Source organism: Plantibacter elymi (nom. nud.), from assembly GCF_900177795.1.
GTDB classification, from domain to species: Bacteria; Actinomycetota; Actinomycetes; order Actinomycetales; family Microbacteriaceae; genus Plantibacter; species Plantibacter elymi.
In genome coordinates this window covers 133,219-154,309 of sequence record NZ_FXWJ01000005.1, presented here as the reverse complement: position 1 = coordinate 154,309, position 21,091 = coordinate 133,219, and the positions used below count along the sequence as shown (strand labels likewise).

19 protein-coding genes are annotated in these 21,091 nt (G+C 69.6%); 9 read left to right on the top strand and 10 right to left on the bottom strand.

All coding sequences use genetic code 11. The annotated features are described in order from the left end of the window. Position 1: 1 nt before the first annotated feature. From proC to tadA, 3 genes are all read right to left on the bottom strand, one after another. Positions 2–844 carry a pyrroline-5-carboxylate reductase gene (gene proC / locus CCK91_RS15940; protein ID WP_086474858.1) on the bottom strand — a complete coding sequence of 281 codons (843 nt, stop codon included), beginning with the start codon at positions 842–844 and terminating at the stop codon, positions 2–4. Positions 845–892: 48 nt separating this feature from the next. Beyond that, positions 893–2,080: a MarP family serine protease gene (locus CCK91_RS15935; RefSeq protein ID WP_085513994.1), complete on the bottom strand. Its 1,188-nt coding sequence runs from the start codon at positions 2,078–2,080 to the stop codon at positions 893–895. 110 nt (positions 2,081–2,190) lie between these two features. Further along, positions 2,191–2,667: a tRNA adenosine(34) deaminase TadA gene (gene tadA / locus CCK91_RS15930; RefSeq protein ID WP_229940004.1), complete on the bottom strand. Its 477-nt coding sequence runs from the start codon at positions 2,665–2,667 to the stop codon at positions 2,191–2,193. Between the two features lie 51 nt (positions 2,668–2,718). Between tadA and upp the strand changes: the two genes are divergently transcribed. Beyond that, a complete protein-coding gene (upp, locus tag CCK91_RS15925; protein WP_086474857.1) occupies positions 2,719–3,351 on the top strand; it encodes a uracil phosphoribosyltransferase in 633 nt (210 codons plus the stop codon). 502 nt (positions 3,352–3,853) lie between these two features. Then, positions 3,854–4,561, top strand: a complete 708-nt coding sequence (locus CCK91_RS15920) for a winged helix-turn-helix domain-containing protein (protein ID WP_079706629.1) — start codon at positions 3,854–3,856, stop codon at positions 4,559–4,561. 22 nt (positions 4,562–4,583) lie between these two features. Here CCK91_RS15920 and CCK91_RS15915 read toward each other — a convergent pair whose 3' ends face one another. The 4 genes from CCK91_RS15915 to CCK91_RS15900 all read right to left on the bottom strand — a co-directional run bounded on the left by CCK91_RS15915 (position 4,584) and on the right by CCK91_RS15900 (position 8,338). Next, positions 4,584–5,333 carry a hypothetical protein gene (locus tag CCK91_RS15915; protein ID WP_086474856.1) on the bottom strand — a complete coding sequence of 250 codons (750 nt, stop codon included), beginning with the start codon at positions 5,331–5,333 and terminating at the stop codon, positions 4,584–4,586. Beyond that, entirely contained in the window at positions 5,330–5,650 is a 321-nt protein-coding gene (locus CCK91_RS15910; protein WP_133060021.1) for a hypothetical protein, read from the bottom strand. Before CCK91_RS15910 ends, CCK91_RS15915 begins: the two co-directional genes overlap by 4 nt. 406 nt (positions 5,651–6,056) lie before the next feature. Further along, entirely contained in the window at positions 6,057–7,064 is a 1,008-nt protein-coding gene (locus tag CCK91_RS15905; RefSeq protein ID WP_086474854.1) for a DMT family transporter, read from the bottom strand. After that, on the bottom strand, positions 7,064–8,338 hold the full coding sequence (locus tag CCK91_RS15900; RefSeq protein WP_086474853.1) for an AI-2E family transporter: 1,275 nt from the start codon (positions 8,336–8,338) through the stop codon (positions 7,064–7,066). The genes CCK91_RS15905 and CCK91_RS15900 overlap by 1 nt, the downstream gene beginning before the upstream one ends. A 179-nt stretch (positions 8,339–8,517) precedes the next feature. Between CCK91_RS15900 and CCK91_RS15895 the strand changes: the two genes are divergently transcribed. Genes CCK91_RS15895 through CCK91_RS15885 form a run of 3 tightly spaced genes read left to right on the top strand, consistent with a single transcriptional unit; the run spans position 8,518 to position 10,068 of the window. Next, a complete protein-coding gene (locus tag CCK91_RS15895) occupies positions 8,518–9,093 on the top strand; it encodes an RNA polymerase sigma factor (protein ID WP_242664578.1) in 576 nt (191 codons plus the stop codon). Continuing rightward, a complete protein-coding gene (locus CCK91_RS15890; protein WP_133060020.1) occupies positions 9,090–9,707 on the top strand; it encodes an Asp23/Gls24 family envelope stress response protein in 618 nt (205 codons plus the stop codon). The genes CCK91_RS15895 and CCK91_RS15890 overlap by 4 nt, the downstream gene beginning before the upstream one ends. Next, positions 9,700–10,068: a hypothetical protein gene (locus CCK91_RS15885; protein WP_086474850.1), complete on the top strand. Its 369-nt coding sequence runs from the start codon at positions 9,700–9,702 to the stop codon at positions 10,066–10,068. The genes CCK91_RS15890 and CCK91_RS15885 overlap by 8 nt, the downstream gene beginning before the upstream one ends. A 61-nt stretch (positions 10,069–10,129) precedes the next feature. On the opposite strand, the gene CCK91_RS15880 is transcribed toward CCK91_RS15885, so the two are convergent. After that, positions 10,130–13,780 (bottom strand): SdrD B-like domain-containing protein, encoded by a 3,651-nt coding sequence (locus tag CCK91_RS15880; protein ID WP_086474849.1) that lies wholly within the window; start codon positions 13,778–13,780, stop codon positions 10,130–10,132. A gap of 399 nt (positions 13,781–14,179) precedes the next feature. On the opposite strand from CCK91_RS15880, the gene CCK91_RS15875 reads away from it, so the two are divergent. The 4 genes from CCK91_RS15875 (at position 14,180) to CCK91_RS15860 (ending at position 18,964) form a co-directional block, all read left to right on the top strand. Continuing rightward, on the top strand, positions 14,180–14,611 hold the full coding sequence (locus tag CCK91_RS15875) for a MarR family winged helix-turn-helix transcriptional regulator (RefSeq protein ID WP_064294625.1): 432 nt from the start codon (positions 14,180–14,182) through the stop codon (positions 14,609–14,611). Positions 14,612–14,699: 88 nt separating this feature from the next. Beyond that, positions 14,700–16,202: a DNA-3-methyladenine glycosylase 2 gene (locus CCK91_RS15870; RefSeq protein WP_242664577.1), complete on the top strand. Its 1,503-nt coding sequence runs from the start codon at positions 14,700–14,702 to the stop codon at positions 16,200–16,202. Further along, a complete protein-coding gene (locus CCK91_RS15865; RefSeq protein ID WP_086474847.1) occupies positions 16,199–16,759 on the top strand; it encodes a methylated-DNA--[protein]-cysteine S-methyltransferase in 561 nt (186 codons plus the stop codon). The genes CCK91_RS15870 and CCK91_RS15865 overlap by 4 nt, the downstream gene beginning before the upstream one ends. A gap of 834 nt (positions 16,760–17,593) precedes the next feature. Further along, positions 17,594–18,964 (top strand): cryptochrome/photolyase family protein, encoded by a 1,371-nt coding sequence (locus CCK91_RS15860; protein WP_086474846.1) that lies wholly within the window; start codon positions 17,594–17,596, stop codon positions 18,962–18,964. A gap of 184 nt (positions 18,965–19,148) precedes the next feature. Here CCK91_RS15860 and CCK91_RS15855 read toward each other — a convergent pair whose 3' ends face one another. Then, on the bottom strand, positions 19,149–19,805 hold the full coding sequence (locus tag CCK91_RS15855) for a response regulator (protein ID WP_086474845.1): 657 nt from the start codon (positions 19,803–19,805) through the stop codon (positions 19,149–19,151). Continuing rightward, the gene (locus tag CCK91_RS15850; RefSeq protein ID WP_086474844.1) at positions 19,798–21,063 is read right to left on the bottom strand and encodes a sensor histidine kinase; all 1,266 of its coding nucleotides are present in this window, start codon (positions 21,061–21,063) and stop codon (positions 19,798–19,800) included. Before CCK91_RS15850 ends, CCK91_RS15855 begins: the two co-directional genes overlap by 8 nt. Positions 21,064–21,091 lie beyond the last annotated feature (28 nt).

Below are 21,091 nucleotides of genomic sequence, written 5' to 3'. Positions count from 1 at the left end.
GTCAGGACGCCGACAGCTCCTCGGCGCGTGCGATGGCGGCTGCCGCAGCACGGTCGAACGTCTCGCTGAAGCCGGCCTCGGCGAGCACGGCGAGCGCCCGTTCCGTCGTCCCCTTGGGGCTCGTGACGTTGATCCGCAGCTGCTCGGCGCTCTCCCCCGTCGTCGCGAGGAGTTCCGTCGCGCCGCGGAAGGTTCCGTCGACCATCACGGACGCCTGCTCGGGGGTGAACCCGAGGCCGATCGCCGTACGGGTCAGTTCCTCGATGAGGTAGTAGACGTACGCGGGACCGGAGCCGGAGATGGCACTGAGGGCGTCGATCTTCGATTCGGGGATGACGACCACCTGGCCGACGGTCTCGAAGAGCGCGGTGACGACGGCGAGGTCATCCTCGCTCGACCGAGTACCCGGCGCGAGCCCGGTGACGCCGAGCCCCACATAGGACGGGGTGTTCGGCATGGAACGCAACACGGAGACCGACTCCGGCAGGGCGGCCTCGAACGCAGCACCGCGGATACCGGCCGCGAGGCTCACGACGATCGTGCCCGGCTGCAACGTGTCGGCGATCTCGGCGAGGAGGTCGGCGACCAGGTAGGGCTTCACGCCGATCAGGACGATCTTCGCCGCGGCTGCCGCCCGACGGTTGCCGTCTGCGTCCTGCTCGAGGGCGATCGAGGTGACGCCGCGCAGCTCGGCCAGCGCCTCCGCTTTGGCGATCGTCCGGTTCGTCACCGTGATGCCACCGTCGACCTCGACACCCGGCTGGACGAGACCGCGCAGGACGGCCCCTCCCATCGAACCGGCTCCGAGGATGGCGATGCTGGGCAGGCTGATCGTTTCACTCACCCTGCGAGTCTAGGCACCTGCATGCTCGGCGGCACGTGCCCGGCCGCGTCAGTCTGCGAGGCAGGCGCCCGACGGGACCGCGGACTGCAGTGACCCGGCGAGCGCGACGACCGGCAGGACCTCGTCCATCGCGAGCGCGTACCCGACCGGAGCGGAGTTCGCGTCGCGGGCGAAGATCACGCCCGCAACCTCACCGGACTCGGTGAGGAGCGGGCCACCGGAGTTGCCCGGCTGCACCGTCCCGGACAGCGTCACGACCTGACGGCTCGTCGGGTTGTTCCCGCTGATGTCGGCGACGAGGCTCGGCCCCACCACGATGACCTGCGCGCCACCGGCCGTGTACGGGCCACCGAACGGATACCCGGCGACGACGGCGTTCGAACCGGGCGCCGGATTCGGTGCGAGCGGCAGCGATCGGGCGCCGAGGTCGTCGACGCGGATGACGGCGAGGTCGTCGACCGGATCGAAGTAGACGATTCGTCCTTCCCTGGGCATGGCCCCCGGGACCTCGACGACCGGGTTCGTCACGCCGGCGAGGACGTGCGCGTTCGTCATGACCAGGTCGTCGGCGAAGACGAAGCCGCTTCCGGTGAGGCTCCGCGAGCAGGACTCGGCGGTGCCGCTGATGCGGACTACGGACGCGGAGGCCGTCTGCAGCGCCGGCGTCGAGGTGTCGAGCTGCGGGGCGGCGGGCACGTCCGCGGTTCCACCGAAGGCCTCGATGACGCGTTGGGCCCCACCGTCGACCACCGTGGAGCGGAGCTGCGCGAGCGTGCTCTTCACCTGCACGGGCGTGACGCGGTCGATCGTGCCGATCACCGCGGACGACCCGACCGCCTGGGCGAGCAGCGGGATACCGAGGGATCCGACACCGAGGGCCGCGGTCACGAGGACGAGCGCGGTGACGACGAGGTTGAGGGCGGCACCGAGCAGGCGTTCCAGACCGCGCAGGGGGGTCTTGCGGACGACGGAGCCGATGGCCCCACCGATGAACGCACCGATCGTGTACCCGACGGCGAGGACGACCACCGCCGCCGCGACCGCCGCCCAGCCACGCCACGCCGCGTCCGGCACCCACGAGGCGACGAGCGGGATCGCGAAGAAGGCGCCGACCCCACCGGCCGCCAGCCCGACGAGCCCGCCGAGGCTCCCGAGGAGCCCCGCACGCCACCCGCGGATCAGGAAGCCGATCAGGACGACGACGAGGATGATGTCGAGGATCACGCCGGGTTGCATCCTGCGATCCTGCCATCACCCGCCGACAACGGGCTCCGGAAGTGCTGGGAGCAGCCGCATCCGGTCACCGAGCCTGGCGAGGTGCTGGGATCTCCGGGCCGTGTACGCCCTCAGGGGGCTCCGACGCCGCCCGCACCCCGGAAGAAGTCGGTGAGGAGCGCCGAGCAGCGCTCGGCCTCGACCCCCGCGTAGACCTCGACACGGTGCTGCAGGCGCCGGTCGCGCAGGACGTCGTAGACGGAACCGACCGCGCCGGCCTTCTCGTCCCAGGCCCCGAAGACGACCCGCGGGATCCGGGCGGCGAGGATCGCGCCGGCGCACATGACGCAGGGTTCGAGCGTGACGACGAGCGTCAGCTCCGTGAGGTGCCAGTCGGCCAGCGCGGCCGCGGCGGCGCGGATGGCGACCACCTCGGCGTGGGCGGTCGGATCGGTGTGCAGCTCGCGTTCGTTGCGCCCGACGGAGACGACCGTGCCGTCCGGGGCGACGAGCACCGCACCCACCGGGACGTCGTCGCTGGCCAGGGCCGCCTCGGCCTCGGCGATGGCGAGGTCCATCCACGCGGCGAACTCGGCCGGTGCGTGCATCCGTCATCTCCCCGAAATCCTGGTCGCCGCGCGAGCGACTAGATTGATCGTATGCGAGTGCACGTAGCCGACCACCCCCTCATCACCCACAAGCTCACGGTGCTCCGCGACAAGACGACACCGTCACCGGTGTTCCGTGCCCTCACCGAGGAGCTCGTCACGCTGCTCGCCTACGAGGCGACGCGCGGCGTCACGGTCGAGGAGATCACGATCCAGACGCCCGTCACCGAGACGGTCGGCGTCAAGATCAGCGAGCCGCGTCCGCTCGTGGTCCCGATCCTGCGGGCCGGCCTCGGCATGCTCGAGGGCATGGTGAAGCTGCTCCCCACCGCCGAGGTCGGCTTCCTCGGCATGGTGCGCAACGAGGAGACCCTCGAACCCACCACGTACGCGGAGCGCCTCCCCGACGACCTGTCCGACCGCCAGTGCTTCGTGCTCGACCCGATGCTCGCGACCGGTGGCTCGCTCGCGGCGGCCATCGACTTCCTCTTCCAGCGCGGCGCGATGCACGTCACCGCCATCTGCCTGCTCGCTGCCCCCGAAGGCCTCGAGCGCCTCGAGGCCGAGACGGTCGGCAAGGACGTCACCATCGTCCTGGGCGCCCTCGACGAGAAGCTCGACGAGAACGGGTACATCGTCCCCGGGCTCGGCGACGCCGGCGACCGCCTCTACGGCGTCGTCTGACCCCTGCTCCCGCCGACATGAGGCGGATCGTCGTCCATCCCCGCGATGGACGACGATCCGCCTCATTTCAGTTGTGCCGCCAGCTGGCAATCCCCGAGTAACACAACGTCATCTTCCACTCGCACTTGACAGGATCCGGGGGATTCCTGTTGTATTGCGGACTATGACGACCAACGCGCCCACCCCGACCTCCTTCGAGGCCCCTGGGAACGCCGGCATGATGATGCCCGGCCGCGCTGTCATGTGCTGTCGAATGTGTCGCTGATCCGACTCCTCCAGCACCGGTAGCGATCCACACGGATCCGCTCCACTGCTCCCAGCACCTCCGAGTCCGCCGCTCCCCCACCAGGTGAGCCGACTCCCGGACGTACCCCGTCCGTACCCGGCCGACGCGCCACTTCCCGGATCGCGGGACCGCAACTGCCCACCGGCAGGCGGGATCACCCCGAGCGCACCGCGCACGATCCGTCGTAGCATCATCACTCCCGAGGACTTCGCACTCATGTCTCTTGCAGCCGTTCAGACCACCCGCCCCACCCGCCAGCTCACCGCCGTCGAGGACGCACCACGGGCCGCGACCCCGCACGTCCGCGCCGTTCCGGCCGGTCCCGAAGCCCGAGGCTTCGTCCTCTACGTCGGCCTCGACGAGGCGAAGGCGGCCGCCGCCGGCACGAGCCTCGGTGAGATCGTCGAGGCCATCAAGGCCCTGACGGCCCAGTTCGCTCCGGAAGCCGAGACGCACGCGGCCGTCGCCCTCGCCCCTCGCGGTGCCGGCGGACGCGACCTCGACGTCGTCCGGCTCGCCCTGCAGGACCCCTCGGCTCTCGCGGCCCACCGCGACGAGGTCGACGAGGAGGAGCAGGACCGCGCCCACGCCGGTGTCGTGGTCGACATCTCCCGGAAGCGCCTCGTCCTCGACAACGAAGCTGCGCCGCTCACGTACAAGGAGTTCGAGCTCCTCCAGTACCTCGTCCTCCGCGAAGGGCGCACGATCGAGCGCGCCGAGCTCATCTCCTCGCTGTGGCGCGCCGGCGACGACGAAGAGGTCCCGAACGAGCGGACCATCGACGTCCACGTGCGTCGCCTCCGCGCCAAGCTCGGCCGCTACGAGGACATCGTCCGCACCGTGCGCGGCGTCGGCTACCGCTTCGACCGCCACGCGGACGTTTCCATCCGCTACGCCAGCACCCCGTCGCCCGACCTGTTCTAGGCCGCACTGGTCGAGTGCTCGATCAGTGCGCGGGGAGCCCGAGCTTCGAAGCGAGGTCTTCCCAAGACTCACGCGCGAGCGATTGGACGACCGGATCGTGCGCGACCCAAGGGCTCTCGCGGCCGTCGAGAGCGTTGAGAAGTGCACGGATTCTGCGACGACTTCGCTGACTGAGCCCCACCAACACCTCCGTCACATCAGACAGACACGCCAGCAGCATGACGCCGTCCTCCGCGTGGCGATCTCGTTCGCGAGAATCCTCGAGGAACGCCGCACCCTTCAAGACCAATGCGCCACGGAGCGATGGAAGGCTGATTCGAACAGACCCCGTCGATGTCTCCAAGTCGACGTCCATCGTCTGCTGCAATGCCCGTGTACCTCCAGGAACGCCGAAGAGCGGACGACCGTTGAACTTGGGGCTCCGCCAGATCGCGAAGCGGTCGGCGCACATCACATCGACACGGTCCGAGCCCCTCGTGAACCGGTAGGCGAAACGCGTCGTCGGGTCAAGCACGTAGCCGGAGCCCTCTAACGTTCCAGCGACCTGACCGAACGTGACCCGATTCGTTTCGAGGTGCAACGCGGAGTCAACGTCCACCGTCGATCGAGAAGGAGGCAAGGAGGCGAGCTCCGCGTGAAGCTTCACCATCAGGCCACCGATCAGCGTCCATGAACCGGCGGGGAGAGCGCGTGCCAAGTCGCATGCCACCGGCCACGGCGGCTCCTCCCAGGAACCCATCCGGCCGGCGATCGTGATCAGCGGGCGGGTCACACCGACACCTGTTTGGCGTGGATCCATCGTGACGCCGCTTCGCTCTCACGCGTATCCCCGTAGGCGATGAGCGCAAGCGCTTCCAGGACCTCACGGTGTCGCGCGATCCCCTCGATGGCGACGATGTCGCCCTCGTCGTCCCTTCCCAGTCGAGCGCTCCGCGCCGCTACGCCGATGTTCTCAGCGACGAGGACACCCGTCCCTCCGGAGAAGGACAATCCAAGCTCGAGGACGAGCCTGGGCGTGAACTGCCGCTTGATGTCGTCACTCGTCGCCCTCCGAAGCTCAGCCCGTCCGCGGAGGATCTGGCCAGCCAATGCACCGGCCTCCATCTGCCGGATCCGACCCTTCAGCCGACTTCGCGTGGACCCCTCGACCTCCGACGTCATTCGACTCGACAGGAGATCCAATGCCGCGGAGCAGGTCGTGTCGGACCAGTCACGACCATGGTGGGACGTCCTCGCGGCCATACGAACGTGCTTCGCGGAGACCGCATGAGCAGAGCCGTGACGTGCGGCCTCAATGCGCCCGCTGGCAGCGGCTCGGCGGACCTGCCGCGCACTGATGCCGAGCTCGCGGGCGGCTTGTTCGGCCGTCAGTTTCATACATATATAGTCCGAAGATTGACGTTCAATGTCAATAGACACTCTGTCACTGGGAGGAGAACACTGACGGGCCCGGTGAGTGGGTGTTCCACTCGCCGGGCCCGTCGGACGTCCAGCGTCAGATGACGCGGGGCTTCTTCGGCTTCTCGCCCGGTGCCGGGACCGGGCGCATCGCGAGCTTCCACACGCCGAAGACGGCGATCGCACCGGCGACGACGAAGAGCACGAGCGCGAACCAGGGAGCGCTGGCCGCCTCGCCGAGCACGACGATGCCGATGCCGACGGCGACGAGTGGGTCGACGACCGTGAGGCCTGCGACCACCAGGTCCGGCTGTCCGCTCTGGTGGGCCTTCTGGACGAAGAACCCGCCCACTCCGGCTGCGACGAGCAGCGCGATGATGCCGACGACGGTGAGGCCCTCGAAGTTCTGGGTGATGACCCGGTTGATGACGACCTTCGCGAGGGTCACGACGAAGCCGTACAGGACGCCTGCCGCGACGACGTAGAACACCGTGTGCAGCTTCCGGCGCCACAGGGCATAGGCGCCCGCGAGGGCGAGGGTCACCACGGTCAGCATGATGAGGATGATGATGAGCTGCGGCTGACGGATCGGCTCCTCGACCGCGTAGAGTGCTGCGACGATCACGAAGAGGCCGATACCGGCGACGCAGAGCACCATCGCGCGGGTCTGCTCCTTGGTGATCTTGACCCGGGTGACCCTGGCGTTCAACAACGCCGTGATCACGAGGGCGATCGCCCCGAGCGGCTGCACGACGATGAGCGGAGCGAAGGCCAGCGCGACGAGCTGGAAGACGATGGCCAGGCCGAGCAGCAGCGTGCCGATGAGCCAGGACGGGCGACCGAGCAGCTGCGGGAGCTGCTTCAGCCCGAACGCCGACGATGCCGCCTCGACCTTCCCGACGCCCCGGGACTGGAGCTGGGTCCCCACCGCCAGGAAGAAGGCGCCGACGAGGGCGATCGGGATGCCGATCGCCTGGTACGGCGTGACGCTGATCGTGGGGATGTCCAGGTCGACGGCCGTCCGAGCCGACTGCGCGACGACGCCTGCCGTACCCGACAGCAGGAGGGCACCGGCCGCCAGGACCGGGAACGACGTGGCCGCCATCACTTCGCCGCCGCACTCGTGCCGACGGCCGCCGTCTCGGCGTCACCGAGTTTGTTCTCCGGTACCACCTTGGAGTCCTGGCTCGGGAAGACGACCTTCTGCACGATGATGATGATCGACGCGGCGACCGGGATCGCGACGAGGGCGCCGAGGATGCCGCCGAGGGCACCGCCACCGAAGGCCGCGATGACGACGAGGGCGCCGGGGACGGCGACCGCCTTGTTCATGATGCGCGGGCTCAGGACGTACGCCTCGATCTGCATGTAGATCAGGTAGTAGATGATCGCGATGAGTGCTGTGACCGGCGAGACGAAGAGGCAGAGCGCGCTGTTCACGATCGAGGCGCTCAGCGTTCCGACGAGCGGGATCATCGAGCCGATGAAGGCCAGTAGGGCGAGCAGCGGCGGGAAGGGCGCTCCGATGATGCTGAGGAAGATGAAGCTCAACACACCGTTGACGAGCGCGAGCCCGACCTGTCCGACGACGTAGCGCCCGACGGCCTGCGTGATCTCCTCGAGCACCTGCGCGAAGCCCTCGCGGCGGTAGGCGGGGAGGAAGCGGTACGTGACGGCCTTCATCGAGCGCAGCGACGCGAGGAAGTACAGGGTCAGGATGAGGACGATGATCGAGCCGGTGATACCCGAGGCGACGCCCGCACCGACCGCGACGATGCCGCCACCGATGTTGAGCAGGTTGTTGGGGTCCTTCAGGAAGGAGAACGCGTCGTTGAGCGCCGAGTCGATGTCGAGGGTGTTCCCGATCGTGTTCTGCACCCACGCGACGAAGTCGCTGTTCAGGAACTGCTGCGAGATCCGCGGATAGTCGCTCACGAAGTTCGAGATCTGGGTCACGAGCAGCGGCACGATGGCGAAGATGATCCCGACGAACGCGCCGATCACAGCGAGGAACACGACGGCGATGGCGAGGCCGCGCGGCAGCTTCTGCTCGAGCCACGACACGAGCGGGTCCAGGCCGAGCGCGATGAACAGCGCGACGCCGACGTAGATCAGCGTGGTGCTGAGCTGCGACACGATGCTCCCGATCACGAGCGCGACGAGCACGCCGATACCGCCGACGAGGCCGATGCGGAACGCGTTGATGCGCACACTCGGAGCCGAGGGCTGGAGGGCCGCGACCACGGCGGCCGACGGCGGTGAGGAGGCTGCGGCCTTCGCCGCGCGTTCCTGCTTGGCCTCCTGGTGCTTGGCGCGCCTGGCCTCGCGCTCCTCCGGGGTGGAGGAGAACCCGGGCAACCGGAGTTTGGGGGTCTTCATCGTGCGGTCTCCTCGGTGGTGATGCGATCGTGATGCTGCGATCGTGATGCTGGGGGCGTTCACATGGATCGCCGCTCTGTGCCTACAGTAGTGAGACGGAGCCCGGCTCGCAGATGTCACGGTCGGGTGTGACGAAACCGCCGGAAGTTGTCTCGGCCGGCACAGAGAGGTGGCAGGCGGTGGGTGTCGATCCAGTGCGCACGTCGGGTGGCCTCCTCGAGCAGGCGACCGACCGGACCCTCGTCGAACGGTGCGTCGACGGTGACACCCGCGCGTTCCAGGTGCTCATCACGCGCTACGGCCGGATGATGAAGGCCTATGCCGTGCGACTCACGCGCTCCTCGGCGGACGGCGACGACGTCGTCCAGGAGGCGCTGATCTCGGCTTGGAAGCGGATCGACACGCTCGAGGACGGCGCGATGGTGAAGAGCTGGCTGATGCGGATCGTCAGCCGCCGGGCGATCGACCTCATGCGACAGCGCAAGGACACCGAATCCACGGACGACGTCATGGTGGAGGCTCCCGAACGTGACGGACCCGAGCGGAGGGCCGAAGCGTCGTCGCAGCTGGGAGCACTGTCAGCAGCACTCGACAGACTGCCGCACGGACAGCACCAGGCGTGGGTGCTCCGCGAGATCGGCGGATACTCGTACGAGGAGATCGCCGAACAGCTGGGGCAGAGCGTCGCCAGCGTCCGCGGGAGTCTCGCACGGGCTCGGGCGACACTGGTCAAGGACATGGAGGGGTGGCGATGAACACCGAGATTCCGGGCTCCGGACCGGGCGAACCGAGCGGTTGCGCGCACGGCATCGACGCCCTCACGGACTACCTCGAACGCGACATGCTGCCGGCCGACCCGTCGATCGACGACTCGCCCGAATGCCAGCGGATCCTCCGGTCACTGCGACGGGTCCGCTCGCTCGCCACGCCATTACTGGAGGCGGACGAGGCGGCGGTCACCGCACTGGACCAGGACTGGATCCGCGGGATCATGGAGAACATCGGCCGTGAGGCGAAGGCCGGACGCGACATCCCGTTCGCCGCCTCCGACGACGATGCGGCGCTCGTCATCACCGAGGGCACGGTCCGCGGGCTGGTCCGCGGTGCCGGCGACCGCACCCCCGGCGTGCTCGTGGGTCGCTGCGTGCTCGAGGGCGACGTCACCGTGGTCGGCGAACCGATCATGCTCCACGTCACCGTGAGCATCGGTTGGGGCAAGTCGGTCGCCGAGACGGTCTCGTTGTTCCGCGAGGAGGTCGCCGCAAGCCTCCAGCAGCACACGGACCTCGTCGTGGAAGGACTCGACATCGTCGTCGACGACCTGCACTTCGAGGCCGACGAGATCGGAGAGGTGGGGGACGATGCATGACCTGACGGAGACGGACGACGACCTCGGAGCGCTCGCGAGCTCGCTCGACGACGTGATCCTGTCGATACCGGGCGTCGACGGGTTGACCGCCGTCGAACCCACGCTGCTCCGGGCCGCGAAGGAGGGCGTCGGTGCACTGCTCGGCTCGCCCGAACAGCAGGCACGGGTGAGCGTCAAGCGCGTCCGAGGCGTCCTGACCGTCCACACCAACATCTCCGTGGCAGCGGAGGCGGCATCCCCTGCCGTCGCGCAGGCGGTCCACCGCGCCATCGTGGAGCAGCTCCCCTCGTCCGCCGGCGAGGGCGCGCCGTCCATCACCGTCCGCGTGATCGACGTCGTCCCGAGCGGCTCCCAGGACTGACACGAGCGCGCACGGTCCCGATCCGGGATCGTGCGCGCTCGATCTGATGCGGCCCCTCGACTCAGCCGCTCGACTCCTCGGCGTCACTGCGGGCGCGACGCGCACGCACGACGAGGAGTGCCGCCCCGCCGATCACGAGCAGGAGCATCGCGGCGATCATCGCCTGGTCGAGCCAGAGCACGCCGGTCGTGGCCAGCGGACCCTGCGTTCCGGACGGACGTTCCGGGGTCGCCTGCGGCGCCTCGGACGGCGTCGGCGTCGGTTCCTCGGGATCGGTCACCGGTGGAGCGACCGGCAGTTCGGCTTCGACGATGCCGCCGTTCCAGGTGAGGTCGACCGCGTCCGCGCCGGTCGGCGTCGGGTCGACCACGATGATGTCGTCCATGGTGGACGACTCCGGGTCGAGAGCCGAGTTCACGAGGCCGTCATCGCCGACCCGGAAGCCGGTGATCTCCGCACCTTCGGGCAGGTCGACGCTGATCGTGTAGGCACCCGACACGAGGCCACTGAAGCGGTACCGGCCGTCGGCGTCCGTCTCGGTCTCCTCGGAGACCTCGACACCATGCTTGTCGACGCCGGTCAGCAGGAGTGGCACGCCGGCCACGCCGTCGCCGGGCTGTCCGTCGGTGCCGTCGTCGTCGAGTCCGTCGCCGTCACGGTCCCACCAGAGGCGCTCGCCGATGGACGAGGAGACGACGGTCGTCACCACGAGCGGAGAGCGCGCTCCGAGCATCTGCGAGGCGGAACGCACCGTCGCGTCGTTCCGGTACTCAGCGCCGGAGACCGTCCCATCGGTCGTGAGCTCGACAGCGATCTCATGACGCTCGAGGGCGTCGAGTTCGGCGACCTCCACGCGGAAGGCCGTGACGTCGGCGAGCGAATCGGGGCAGGCATCTGCACCGAAGTCGTCGGCGGTGCACCACTCGAAGCCGCCCGGAAGCTCCCGAGAGGTGTCGGCGCCGTCGATGGAGGACGCCGCCTGCACCGCGGCCGGGTCGGCGGAGGTGTAGAGCACTCGGTCCCCGTCGGCGGCCTCGATCTCGTCGGCCAGCACGCCCGCCGCGGTCGACCCACGGCTGTCGCCGACGAACGGGAGCACGTCCACCAGGGCGACGTCCTCCTGAGCAACGGTGGCGTTCATGTTGGCGTAGGCGAGGCGGTAGTCGATCCGGTCGCCGGACTCGATGACGCGCTGTTCGACGCTCTTCTGGATACGGAGGCCTCCGGGGGCGCGCAACGACACCGTCTGGCGTCCGTAGTGCGCGTCCTGCGTCGTGGCGTCCGCTGGGACCTCGTCGAGTGAACCCGGGTCGTCGGGGCTAGCGACGACCACCTGGTTGACCAGGTCGCCGACGACCGTCGCGTCGGAGGTCGCCCAGTAGCGGATGACGGGCTCAGCGCCGCGCTCGATCTGCCCGAGTCTCCAGGTGAGCAAGGTGGTGCCGTCCTCAGCGACCTCGACCGAGTCGGGCACATGCGACACCTCGGTCGGGTCGTAGACGAGTCCGGCGGGCAGTCGGTCGACCACGACGACGTCGCGTGCGGCGTCGCCCTGTCCGGGCACGCTCGTGATCTGCGGCGTCACCTCGAAGCGCACCCGGTCACCTGCGAGGAGTTGGGCGGGGGAACCAGGGTCAACGGACGGCTCGATCGCCCGCTTGCCGATGGCGATGACCGCGTTGGCGGCGGTCAGACGGTCGCCGCGGGAGTAGTCCGCGTTCGTCGCGTTTGCAGGGTCGTACTTGCCGTGGTACCAGCCGTCCTTCGCATACCATTTGCTGGTCTCACGGTCGTCCGGGTACTGCTCCGGGCTGTACAGCGAGTAGGTCTCGGCGAGGATCGTGCCAGCCGGCACGCCGTCGTTCATGGCGAGGGTCACGGAGGCCATCACCGTCGCGCCGATGGCGATGACGCCGTTCGCGCTCCGGTAGCGGATCTTCGTGATGTCCTCGACGGCGATCGTCGAGGGATCGGTCGTCCAGGTGTCGTCGCCGTCGGCGCAGGTCGTGTCGGTCATCTGACCCCATCGGGTGGCGTCGTCGGCGCTCGCGTCCACGGTCGGTCGGGTGCCGTATTCGATGACGATGTCCGTCGTACCGTGCGAGCGGGCGGGCACACCGTCGAGACCGACGGCCGCATGCTGCGTCTTCGTGTCGAAGACCTGACAGAACACCTGGCCGGTGAACTCGGTTCCACCGCGGTTGTCGAACATCGTCAGCGCGCGGTATTGCTGGCCGGGGACCACGACGCCGTCGCCCGTGCCGGGGAGGAACTGACCGGGGACCGGGACCAGGGAGGTCGTCCTCTCATCCACGTAGCGCGTGCCGTGGTTCCCGTCCGGACGACGGATGAGGGATGCGGTCGCCGAGTTGTCGTCGAGCGGTTCCTGCACGTTGGAGATGAGACCCCCAGCGGCGTCGGTCCCGGTGGCGATGAGGTCGCGGAGTGCGATCCGCGTCGTGATGGAACCATCCGCGGGCACGTCGTCGCGCGGGGTGAAGATGCCGAACTTGCCGAGCGCGAGGTAGCCGCGGAGCGGGATGGACCCGCCGTTGGCGGTCTTCGTCGGGATGTGGTCCGCGCTGAGGTCGGCGCCGGAGACGGTCATGGTGATGCGACGCGGATCGTTCGGATCCACACGGCACGACCAGGTACCCGAGTCCGTGACGGCGTCGTCGCCGCCACCGCCGGCCTTCGGGAAGATCCGAACTTCCCGGGCACCGGCGGAGCAGGCCGTGTTGTCGGAGAGCCGGGAGTTCGGGCTCACGTCGTCGAGGTCGATGACGAAGGTGACGTCGTCGACGACGTTCGACTGTCCGCGCGCGCCGAGGCCGCCCGCGGCGTTGTATCCGGCGAGGTCGAGATAGGCGTCGTAGTAGACGAGGAACCCGGGGACCCCGCCCTGCTGGGAGGTGTTGCTGATCACCGAGGGACGCACACCGAGGTTCACGCGCGGGCCGCTGCTCGCGGTGATCGACGGGACGTCGGCGGAGTCCTCGGCGGGGGCGCCGGAGGATGCGTCTGACGCGCTCGCGCGGATCGCGCCTGGCGCGGCTTCGAGGACCGAGCCGTGCGGCATGCTCTCGGCCGTCGCCACGAGGTCGTAGGACGTGACCGAGTTGGGCAGGACACCGGCCACGACGCAGTCGAGGACGCGCTGGTCCTCGCTGACGGTCGATCCGGCACCGCAGTATGCCGGGAGTCCGGCGATGGACGGCCAACGCAGGCCGTCGGGGAGGGCTTGTCTGACGGTCACGAGGTCGCCCGCAGCGGCACCGTCGAGTTGGACCTCGACGCGGTAGGTGACCGTGTCGTGCGTGCGGACAATGTCGTTCGTCGCACTGCTGTCTTGGCCGGGGGCGTCGTCCGCGTCGAACGGGGCGGTGCCGGTGGCGACGCTGGCGAGCGCAATCTGCAGTGCGAGGTCGGCGTTCGGGGCCACGGCGTTGGGAGCGGCGGCGGGTTCGGTCGGCGGCGTCGTCGGTGGCGTCGCCGTCTTGTCGGAGTCGCTATCGGATGACGGCTCCTCCGTGTCGAGCTGGCCGTTCTCGGTGGGCTCATCGACAGGCGCGGTTTCCGTCGGTTCGTCGGTCGGGAGGTCGGTCGCCGCCGCCGGTGCAGCGACCGTGCCGGTCAGCAGGGCGGCGAGCGCAACGACGGCTCCTGCCGAGGCGGCGGCGTTCCGGCGTCGGGGCCGGTGCAGGATGGACATGGGTTCTCGTTTCGGTAACGTTTGATCGGGTGGTATTTCAGAGAATAACATAACAAACACACGTAGGGAAGTGTGATCCTGTCGACCCGAAGCCGCTGCGCTTCGCTCTGGTAGCGCACTCGGACAACTCCCAGCAAAAATAACGTTCTGATAACTACCGCTCGTTACCGATCCGTTATATGGTTTTGGAACGTTAGTTGTTTTGCTGTGGCAGCTGACGGAATGTGATTGCAGGACACTCTTGGTGCAAGGGAAAGAGAGCCGGTCGTAGCCTCTGCGACCGGCTCTCGTCATGTCCGGAGACGATACGGAGCGCAACCACCCCACCTCGACGCACCGCTCGACGGCCGTCCAGGATAGATTCAGGTGGTGGATCGTCGGACGGCAGCGGGAGCGGGTATGGACGAGAGGCGACTCGCGATCGCCGCGTGGGAGTCACTGTTCCGCGCGCAGGTCGACGTCATGCGCCACATCTCGCACGACTTCCCGAGCCACGGCATCTCACTCAACGAGTACGACGTCCTGCACACGATGTCGCGGGAGCCCGATCGTCGCATCCGTCTGCGCGACCTCAACTCGAGCGTGCTGCTCTCCCAGCCGAGCATCAGTCGCCTGGTCGATCGGCTCGTCGCGCGCGGACTGGTCGGCAAATGTCCCGACCCGGACGACGGCCGCGGCACCCTTGTCCGCATGACCGACGCGGGCTACGAGGTCTACCGCGCGGTCGCCATCGCCCACGGCGCGACGATCGCCGAACGCGTGACCACCTCGCTCAGCCCGCAGGAGATGGCGACCCTCGCGGCGCTCAGCGACAAGCTCCGCGGAGCGTGACCCGCGCCGACTGATCCGGCGCGCACGGCCCCACTGCCGTGTCCGATTTCCGCTCGTCCGACCCGGTGGCGCATGTCAGACTCGGATCATGGACGACACCCGGAGCATGGACTTCGCCGAACGCTACCGCGCGATCCAAGCCCGCGACCCGCGCTTCGACGGGCAGTTCATCACGGCCGTGAGCTCCACGGGGATCTACTGCCGGCCGTCCTGCCCGGCTCGGACCCCGAAGCCGGAGAACGTCACCTTCTACGCGACGAGCGCGGCAGCGCACGAGGCCGGTTTCCGCGCCTGCAAGCGGTGCCTGCCCGAGGCGGTCCCCGGAACCCCGGCCTGGAACCTCGGCAACGACGTCGCCGCGCGCACCATGCGCCTCATCGCCGACGGTGTCGTCGAACGCGAGGGCGTCCCCGGACTCGCCTCGCGCCTCGGGTACTCGAGCCGCCATCTGACACGGATCCTCAGCGCCGAGTTGGGCGCCGGTCCGCTCGCCCTCGCCCGGGCGCATCGGGCGCAGGGCGCACGACAGCTGCTGACCGGCACCGACCTCCCCTTCGGTGACATCGCCTTCGCCGCCGGGTTCTCGAGCATTCGGCAGTTCAACGACACGATGCGGGAGGTGTTCGAGCTCACCCCCGGTGAGCTGCGCGCGAAACACCGGACGGTCGGCGAACACGCCCCCGGCTCGATCACCCTGTCCCTGCCGTTCCGCCGCCCGTTCGACGCAGCGGGCGTCTTCGCGTGGCTCGCGCCACGGGCGGTGGACGGGGTCGAGCTCGCGGGCCCAGACCACTACGCCCGGCTCCTCGCCCTCCCCGGCGGCACGGCGTGGTTCGAGGTCCGGCAAGTCGGTGACGACCTCCGGCTCACCGCCGAGGTGACGGACCTCGCCGACCTGCCGGTGCTCGTCTCGCGGGTCCGACGGCTCTTCGACCTCGACGCCGACCCGACGTCCGCCGACGCCGTCCTCGCGACCGACCCGCGTCTCGCCGCGTCGGTCGCGGCCACCCCCGGCATCCGACTCCCCGGGGCGGTCGACCCGGAGGAGATGCTGGTCCGGGCGATGGTCGGCCAGCAGATCACTGTGGCCGCGGCGCGCACCCAGCTCCGCCGTCTCGCGGACGAGGTGAGCACGACGGTCCCCGAACGACACGGGCTGCACCGGCTCTTCCCGACGGCGACGCAGATCGCGAACGGCGGGGAGGCCGCACTCGTCGGGCCCCGAGCGCGGATCGACAGCCTGCTCGGCGTCGCGCGGGCACTCGTGTCCGGTGAACTCACGATCGGCTTCGGCGACGACCGCGACGAGCTCCGAGCCCGTCTGCTCGCCATGAAGGGGATCGGCCCCTGGACCGCCGACTACGTCAGCATGCGGGTGCTCGGCAACCCCGACGCCTTCCTGCCCGGTGACGTCGCCGTCCGCACCGGTGCCGGCCGGCTCGGCTTGCCTTCCGACGCCCGCACCCTCACCGCGGAGGCCGAGGCCTTCGCCCCGTGGCGCTCCTACCTCTGCCTCCACCTGTGGAAGGCGGCCTCCACGCCGGCACCGACCGCCGCACCCTCAGCCCTCGAGAAAGGTCCAGCAGCATGACCACCATCATCTCCAGCACGAGCGCCCGCCGCGGTGACGGCCAGGCATCCGGCGCGCAGCTCACCGCGACCAGCCAGACCGTCGACACCCCGGACGGCCCCTTCACGATCCTCGCGCGGGAGGACGGGGCGGTCCTCTCCTCAGGGTGGTCCGACGACATCGGCGTCATGCTCGAACGGATCCGGCCCGCCGACCGCCCCGGCGAGACCGTGGCGGGGACGATCGCGGCGATGGACGCCGTCCGCGCGTACTACGACGGCGACCTGGCGGCGATCGACCTCGTACCCGTCGCCCAGTTCGGCGGCCCGTTCCGTACGCACGCCTGGACGGTGCTGCGGACGATCGCTGCCGGACACCCGGTGACGTACACGGAGTTCGCCGCGGCGAGCGGTCGGCCGTCGGCGGTCCGCGCTGCGGCGAGCGCCTGCGCGACGAACGCCCCCGCCCTGTTCGTCCCGTGTCACCGCGTCCTCCGAACCGACGGGACGCTCGGCGGGTTCGCCTGGGGACTCGACGTCAAGCGGTCGTTGCTCGACCGCGAGGCCGCGCTGAGCTGAGCGGGCACGGGAAGAGGGACCACCGGTCCCCGAGCACCCATCCACGGTCCCTGAGCCTGTCGAAGGGCGGCGCCTCCCCGTGGGCACTTCGACAAGCTCAGTGACCGGAAGAGGGGCTCAGTGACCGGAAGAGGAAACACCGGACCACGAGGGCACCCGTCCAGACCGGGAGAACCCGCCCACGGTCCCTGAGCCTGTCGAAGGGCGGCGCCTCCCCGTGGGCACTTCGACAAGCTCAGTGACCGGAAGAGGGGCTCAGTGACCGGAGAAGGAGACAGCGGAACACGAGGGCACCCGTCCAGACCGGGAGAACCCGCCCACGGTCCCTGAGCCTGTCGAAGGGCGGCGCCTCCCCGTGGGCACTTCGACAAGCTCAGTGACCGGAAGAGGGGCTCAGTGACCGGAAGAGGAAACACCGGACCACGAGGGCACCCGTCCAGACCGGGAGAACCCGCCCACGGTCCCTGAGCCTGTCGAAGGGCGGCGCCTCCCCGTGGGCACTTCGACAAGCTCAGTGACCGGAGAAGAAGACAGCGGAACACGAGGGCACCCGTCCAGACGGGGAGAACCCGCCCACGGTCCCTGAGCCTGTCGAAGGGCGGCGTCACACCGGGGCACTTCGACAAGCTCAGTGACCGGAAGAGGGGCTCAGGGACCGGAAGAGGGGCTCAGTGACCGGAAGAGGGGCTCAGTGCCCGGAAGAGGGGCTCAGGGACCGGAAGAGGGGCTCAGTGACCGGAAGAGGGGCCCAGTGACCGGAAGAGTTCAATGACCGGGACGGGCGGGTCCGGTCAACCCTGCGGACCGAACGGATCGTCCGCGTAGGCTGACTGGATGGCTGCTGCCCCGACGATCGTATGGTTCCGTGACGACCTCCGCCTGGCGGACAACCCCGCGCTGCACGCGGCGGTCGAGCTCGGTTCACCGATCCTCTTCCTGTTCGTCCTCGACGACAGCGAAGAGCTGCGGCCGCTCGGCGGCGCGTCCCGCTGGTGGTTGCACCACAGCCTCGAGGCGCTCGGCGACGACATCCGCGGTCTCGGCGGCACGCTGCTCCTGCGGTCCGGAAGCGCGGCGACCATCGTGCCCGAGCTCGCCCACTCGATCGGTGCCGGCGCCGTCCTGTGGAACCGTCGTTACGGCGCGGCCGAACGGGAGATCGACGCCGGGATCAAATCGGAGCTGAAGGACGCCGGGCTCGACGCACGCAGCTTCGCCGCGAACCTCCTCGCCGAGCCATGGGAGGTCGTCACCGGACAGGGGCAGCCGTATTCGGTGTTCACCCCGTTCTGGAAGGCGTCGCTGCAGCGCCACGCGGCGAACCCGCCGAGACACCCCCTCCCCGCGCCGACCGCACTGACCGCCATGGCCGAACCGCCCTCGGGCAACGAGCTCGGCTCCTGGAACCTGCTCCCGACGAAGCCGGACTGGGCGGCCGGACTCCGCGAGCAGTGGACGCCCGGCGAGGCCGGCGCCGACGCGCGGCTCGCCGAGTTCCTCGACGACGGCGTCACGGGCTACGCGGAGGACCGCGACTTCCCGGCCCAGCCGTCGACCTCCGGGCTCTCCCCGCACCTCCGCTTCGGCGAGATCAGCTCGCCGCAGATCTGGCACGCCGCCCGCGACGGCCGGCGGCACCTCGGCGACGACGGCGCGACCTTCCTCAAGGAGCTCGGCTGGCGCGAGTTCGCATACCACTGCCTCTTCGCCTTCCCGGACCTTGCGACGCGCAACTGGCGTCAGGCCTTCGACCGGTTCCCCTGGCCGGACGTCGACCAGGACGCCTTCGACGCCTGGACCGCCGGGAAGACCGGGATCCCGCTCGTCGACGCCGGCATGCGGGAGTTGTGGGCGACGGGCACCATGCACAACCGGATCCGGATGGTGACGGCGTCGTTTCTCACCAAGAACCTGCTCATCCACTGGAAGCTCGGCGAGGACTGGTTCTGGGACACGCTCGTCGACGCCGACCCGGCGTCCAATCCGTTCAACTGGCAGTGGGTGGCCGGCAGCGGCTTCGACGCCTCGCCCTACTTCCGGATCTTCAACCCGGAGCGGCAGCGTGAACGCTTCGACGCCGACGACGCGTACATCAAGCGATGGGTGCCCGAGTTCGGGACGCCCGACTACCCCGAGCCGATCGTCGACCTCGGCGAGACGAGGCAGGCTGCGCTCGCGGCGTACGAGCAGGTCAAGGGGGCGTAGCTCCGGGCCGTCGTTCTTCGACCCTTCGACAGGCTCAGGGACCGGGATTCGGCTCAGTGACCGGGTGGATTGGCCCCTGAGACAGTCGCCCCTTCGACAAGCTCAGGGACCGGCGTGGGCGCTCGGGGACCGGGGTGGGGCTCAGTGACCGGGTGAACCGGTCCCTGAGCCTGTCGAAGGGCGCTCAGCGGGTGCGGAAGAGACCGGCACGCTGGGCCGCGGCGATCGCCGCCGAGCGGTTCGAGACGTCGAGCTTCGTGTAGATGTGCGCGAGGTGCGACTTCACCGTCGTCTCCCCCACGTGGAGTCGCCCGGCGATCTCCAGGTTGGTGAGCCCCTCGGCCGCCCGCGCGAGCACCTCGATCTCGCGCGCGCTCAGCGCCTGTTGCGGTGCACTCACCCGAGCGACCAGCCGGGTCGCCACGGCCGGCCCGAGCACCGAGTTCCCGCCGGCCGCTGAGCGGATGCCGTCGATGAGGTCCTCCGGGGCGGCGTCCTTCAACAGATACCCCGCGGCTCCGGCTTCGATCGCGCCGAGGATGTCGGCGTCGGAGTCGTAGTTCGTCAGCACGAGGACCGACGGACCGCCCGGCAATGCCACGATCTCCTTCGTCGCGTCGATCCCCGTCGGACCGTCGCCGAAGCTCAGGTCCATGAGGACGAGGTCCGCGCCGGGTGCGGCGGCCACGGCCTCGGCTGCGGTCGACGCGGTCCCGACCACCTCGATGTCGGCGATCGGCGCGAGCACCGCGAGGAGTCCGGCTCGGACGATCGGGTGGTCGTCCGCCACCACGACCCGGATGACCTGCGGCTCCCCGGCATCCGTCGCATCGTCACGCATGGACGTCCCCCTCAGCTCCTGGTGCCGCGAACCGCACGGTGATGGTCGTGCCGGCGCCCGGCGCGCTCCGCACCTCGACGTCGCCACCCAACTCGGTGATGCGACGGCGCATGGACATCATGCCGAACGAACCGCCCGCAGTGCGCTCGGCGACCCTCGCCGGATCGAACCCCGTCCCGTCGTCGTCGATGTCGAGGATGACCTCCTCGTCGAGGTAGGTGAGCGTGACGTCCGCCCGGCTCGCTGCGGCATGCCGGACGACGTTCGCGAGACTGCTCTGCGCGGCCCGGAGGAGCGCGGTCGTCACCGGCGTGCCGAGGACGAACGCATCGCCGGTGACCGTCGTGGAGACCGGCGTGCCGCTTTCGGCGGTCGTCGTCTCGGCGAGCCGTCCGAGCGCGTCCGCGATCGTCGCGCCGACCAACGCCGGCGGGCTCAGCTCGTCGATGAGACTGCGCGTCTCGGCGAGGGCCGTCGCTGCGGCTTCCCGCGCCAGCCCGATGTGCGAGCGCAGCTGCTCCGTGCCCGGCTGCTCGACCGCGGAGCGTTCGGCCGCGTGCAGGAGCAGTTGGATGCTCGACAGGGCCTGGGCGACCGTGTCGTGGAGGTCCGCGGCGAGGCGCTCGCGCTCCGCCAGCTTGCCCGCCTGCCGACCCCGCTCGGCGAGCTCCTCGCGTGCTTCGACGAGCTCGGCGATGAGCCGCTCCCGCTCGGCCGCTTCCCGGGCCAGCGCCTCGTAGCCGAGTCCGATCGCGACGGCCACGGCCGCACCGACGAGCGGCCCGACCACTCCCCCGACGCTGAAGCCGGCGTGCAGGCCGATCGCCACGACCGCGGCGATGGTGGCGATCACGACGGCGGGCACCGCGACGGCCCTGGGGAGGAGGTGCAGATAGAGGAAGAACAACGGGAAGACGAGGTAGGCGGCATCCGGGCTGAGCAGGACGAGGACCACCCACTCGACGCTGAGCACCACCAACCAGGCGAGGACGGACAGCCGACCTCGACGGACGCCCGCCGACACGGTGGCGCGGTCGGTCCCTCCGCTGGCGGCCACCGCTCGGCGGAACCGGACGCCGAGGATCGCGCCAGCGGCGTAGGTGAGCAGTATGACGACGGCGAGGACGATCGCCGCGAGGGCCGTTTGGCCACCGACCGAGACGGATCGCGCGATCACGAGCACGATGAGTGCGGTGACGAGGCCGTGGAGGCCGAGCTGCAGGCCGGTGAACACGGGGCTGAGTGCCGAGTGCTTCATCCGCCCAGCGTACGGCGGGGATCGTCCT

Coding starts and splice junctions, on each gene's coding strand:
- CCK91_RS15880 (WP_086474849.1), bottom strand. CDS start 13,780: ATGTCCATCCTGCACCGGCCCCGACGCCGGAACGCCGCCGCCTCGGCA.
- CCK91_RS15860 (WP_086474846.1), top strand. CDS start 17,594: ATGGCTGCTGCCCCGACGATCGTATGGTTCCGTGACGACCTCCGCCTG.
- upp (WP_086474857.1), top strand. CDS start 2,719: ATGCGAGTGCACGTAGCCGACCACCCCCTCATCACCCACAAGCTCACG.
- CCK91_RS15865 (WP_086474847.1), top strand. CDS start 16,199: ATGACCACCATCATCTCCAGCACGAGCGCCCGCCGCGGTGACGGCCAG.
- CCK91_RS15850 (WP_086474844.1), bottom strand. CDS start 21,063: ATGAAGCACTCGGCACTCAGCCCCGTGTTCACCGGCCTGCAGCTCGGC.
- CCK91_RS15900 (WP_086474853.1), bottom strand. CDS start 8,338: ATGAAGACCCCCAAACTCCGGTTGCCCGGGTTCTCCTCCACCCCGGAG.
- CCK91_RS15920 (WP_079706629.1), top strand. CDS start 3,854: ATGTCTCTTGCAGCCGTTCAGACCACCCGCCCCACCCGCCAGCTCACC.
- CCK91_RS15890 (WP_133060020.1), top strand. CDS start 9,090: ATGAACACCGAGATTCCGGGCTCCGGACCGGGCGAACCGAGCGGTTGC.
- CCK91_RS15870 (WP_242664577.1), top strand. CDS start 14,700: ATGGACGACACCCGGAGCATGGACTTCGCCGAACGCTACCGCGCGATC.
- tadA (WP_229940004.1), bottom strand. CDS start 2,667: ATGCACGCACCGGCCGAGTTCGCCGCGTGGATGGACCTCGCCATCGCC.
- CCK91_RS15875 (WP_064294625.1), top strand. CDS start 14,180: ATGGACGAGAGGCGACTCGCGATCGCCGCGTGGGAGTCACTGTTCCGC.
- CCK91_RS15855 (WP_086474845.1), bottom strand. CDS start 19,805: ATGCGTGACGATGCGACGGATGCCGGGGAGCCGCAGGTCATCCGGGTC.
- CCK91_RS15935 (WP_085513994.1), bottom strand. CDS start 2,080: ATGCAACCCGGCGTGATCCTCGACATCATCCTCGTCGTCGTCCTGATC.
- CCK91_RS15905 (WP_086474854.1), bottom strand. CDS start 7,064: ATGGCGGCCACGTCGTTCCCGGTCCTGGCGGCCGGTGCCCTCCTGCTG.
- CCK91_RS15885 (WP_086474850.1), top strand. CDS start 9,700: ATGCATGACCTGACGGAGACGGACGACGACCTCGGAGCGCTCGCGAGC.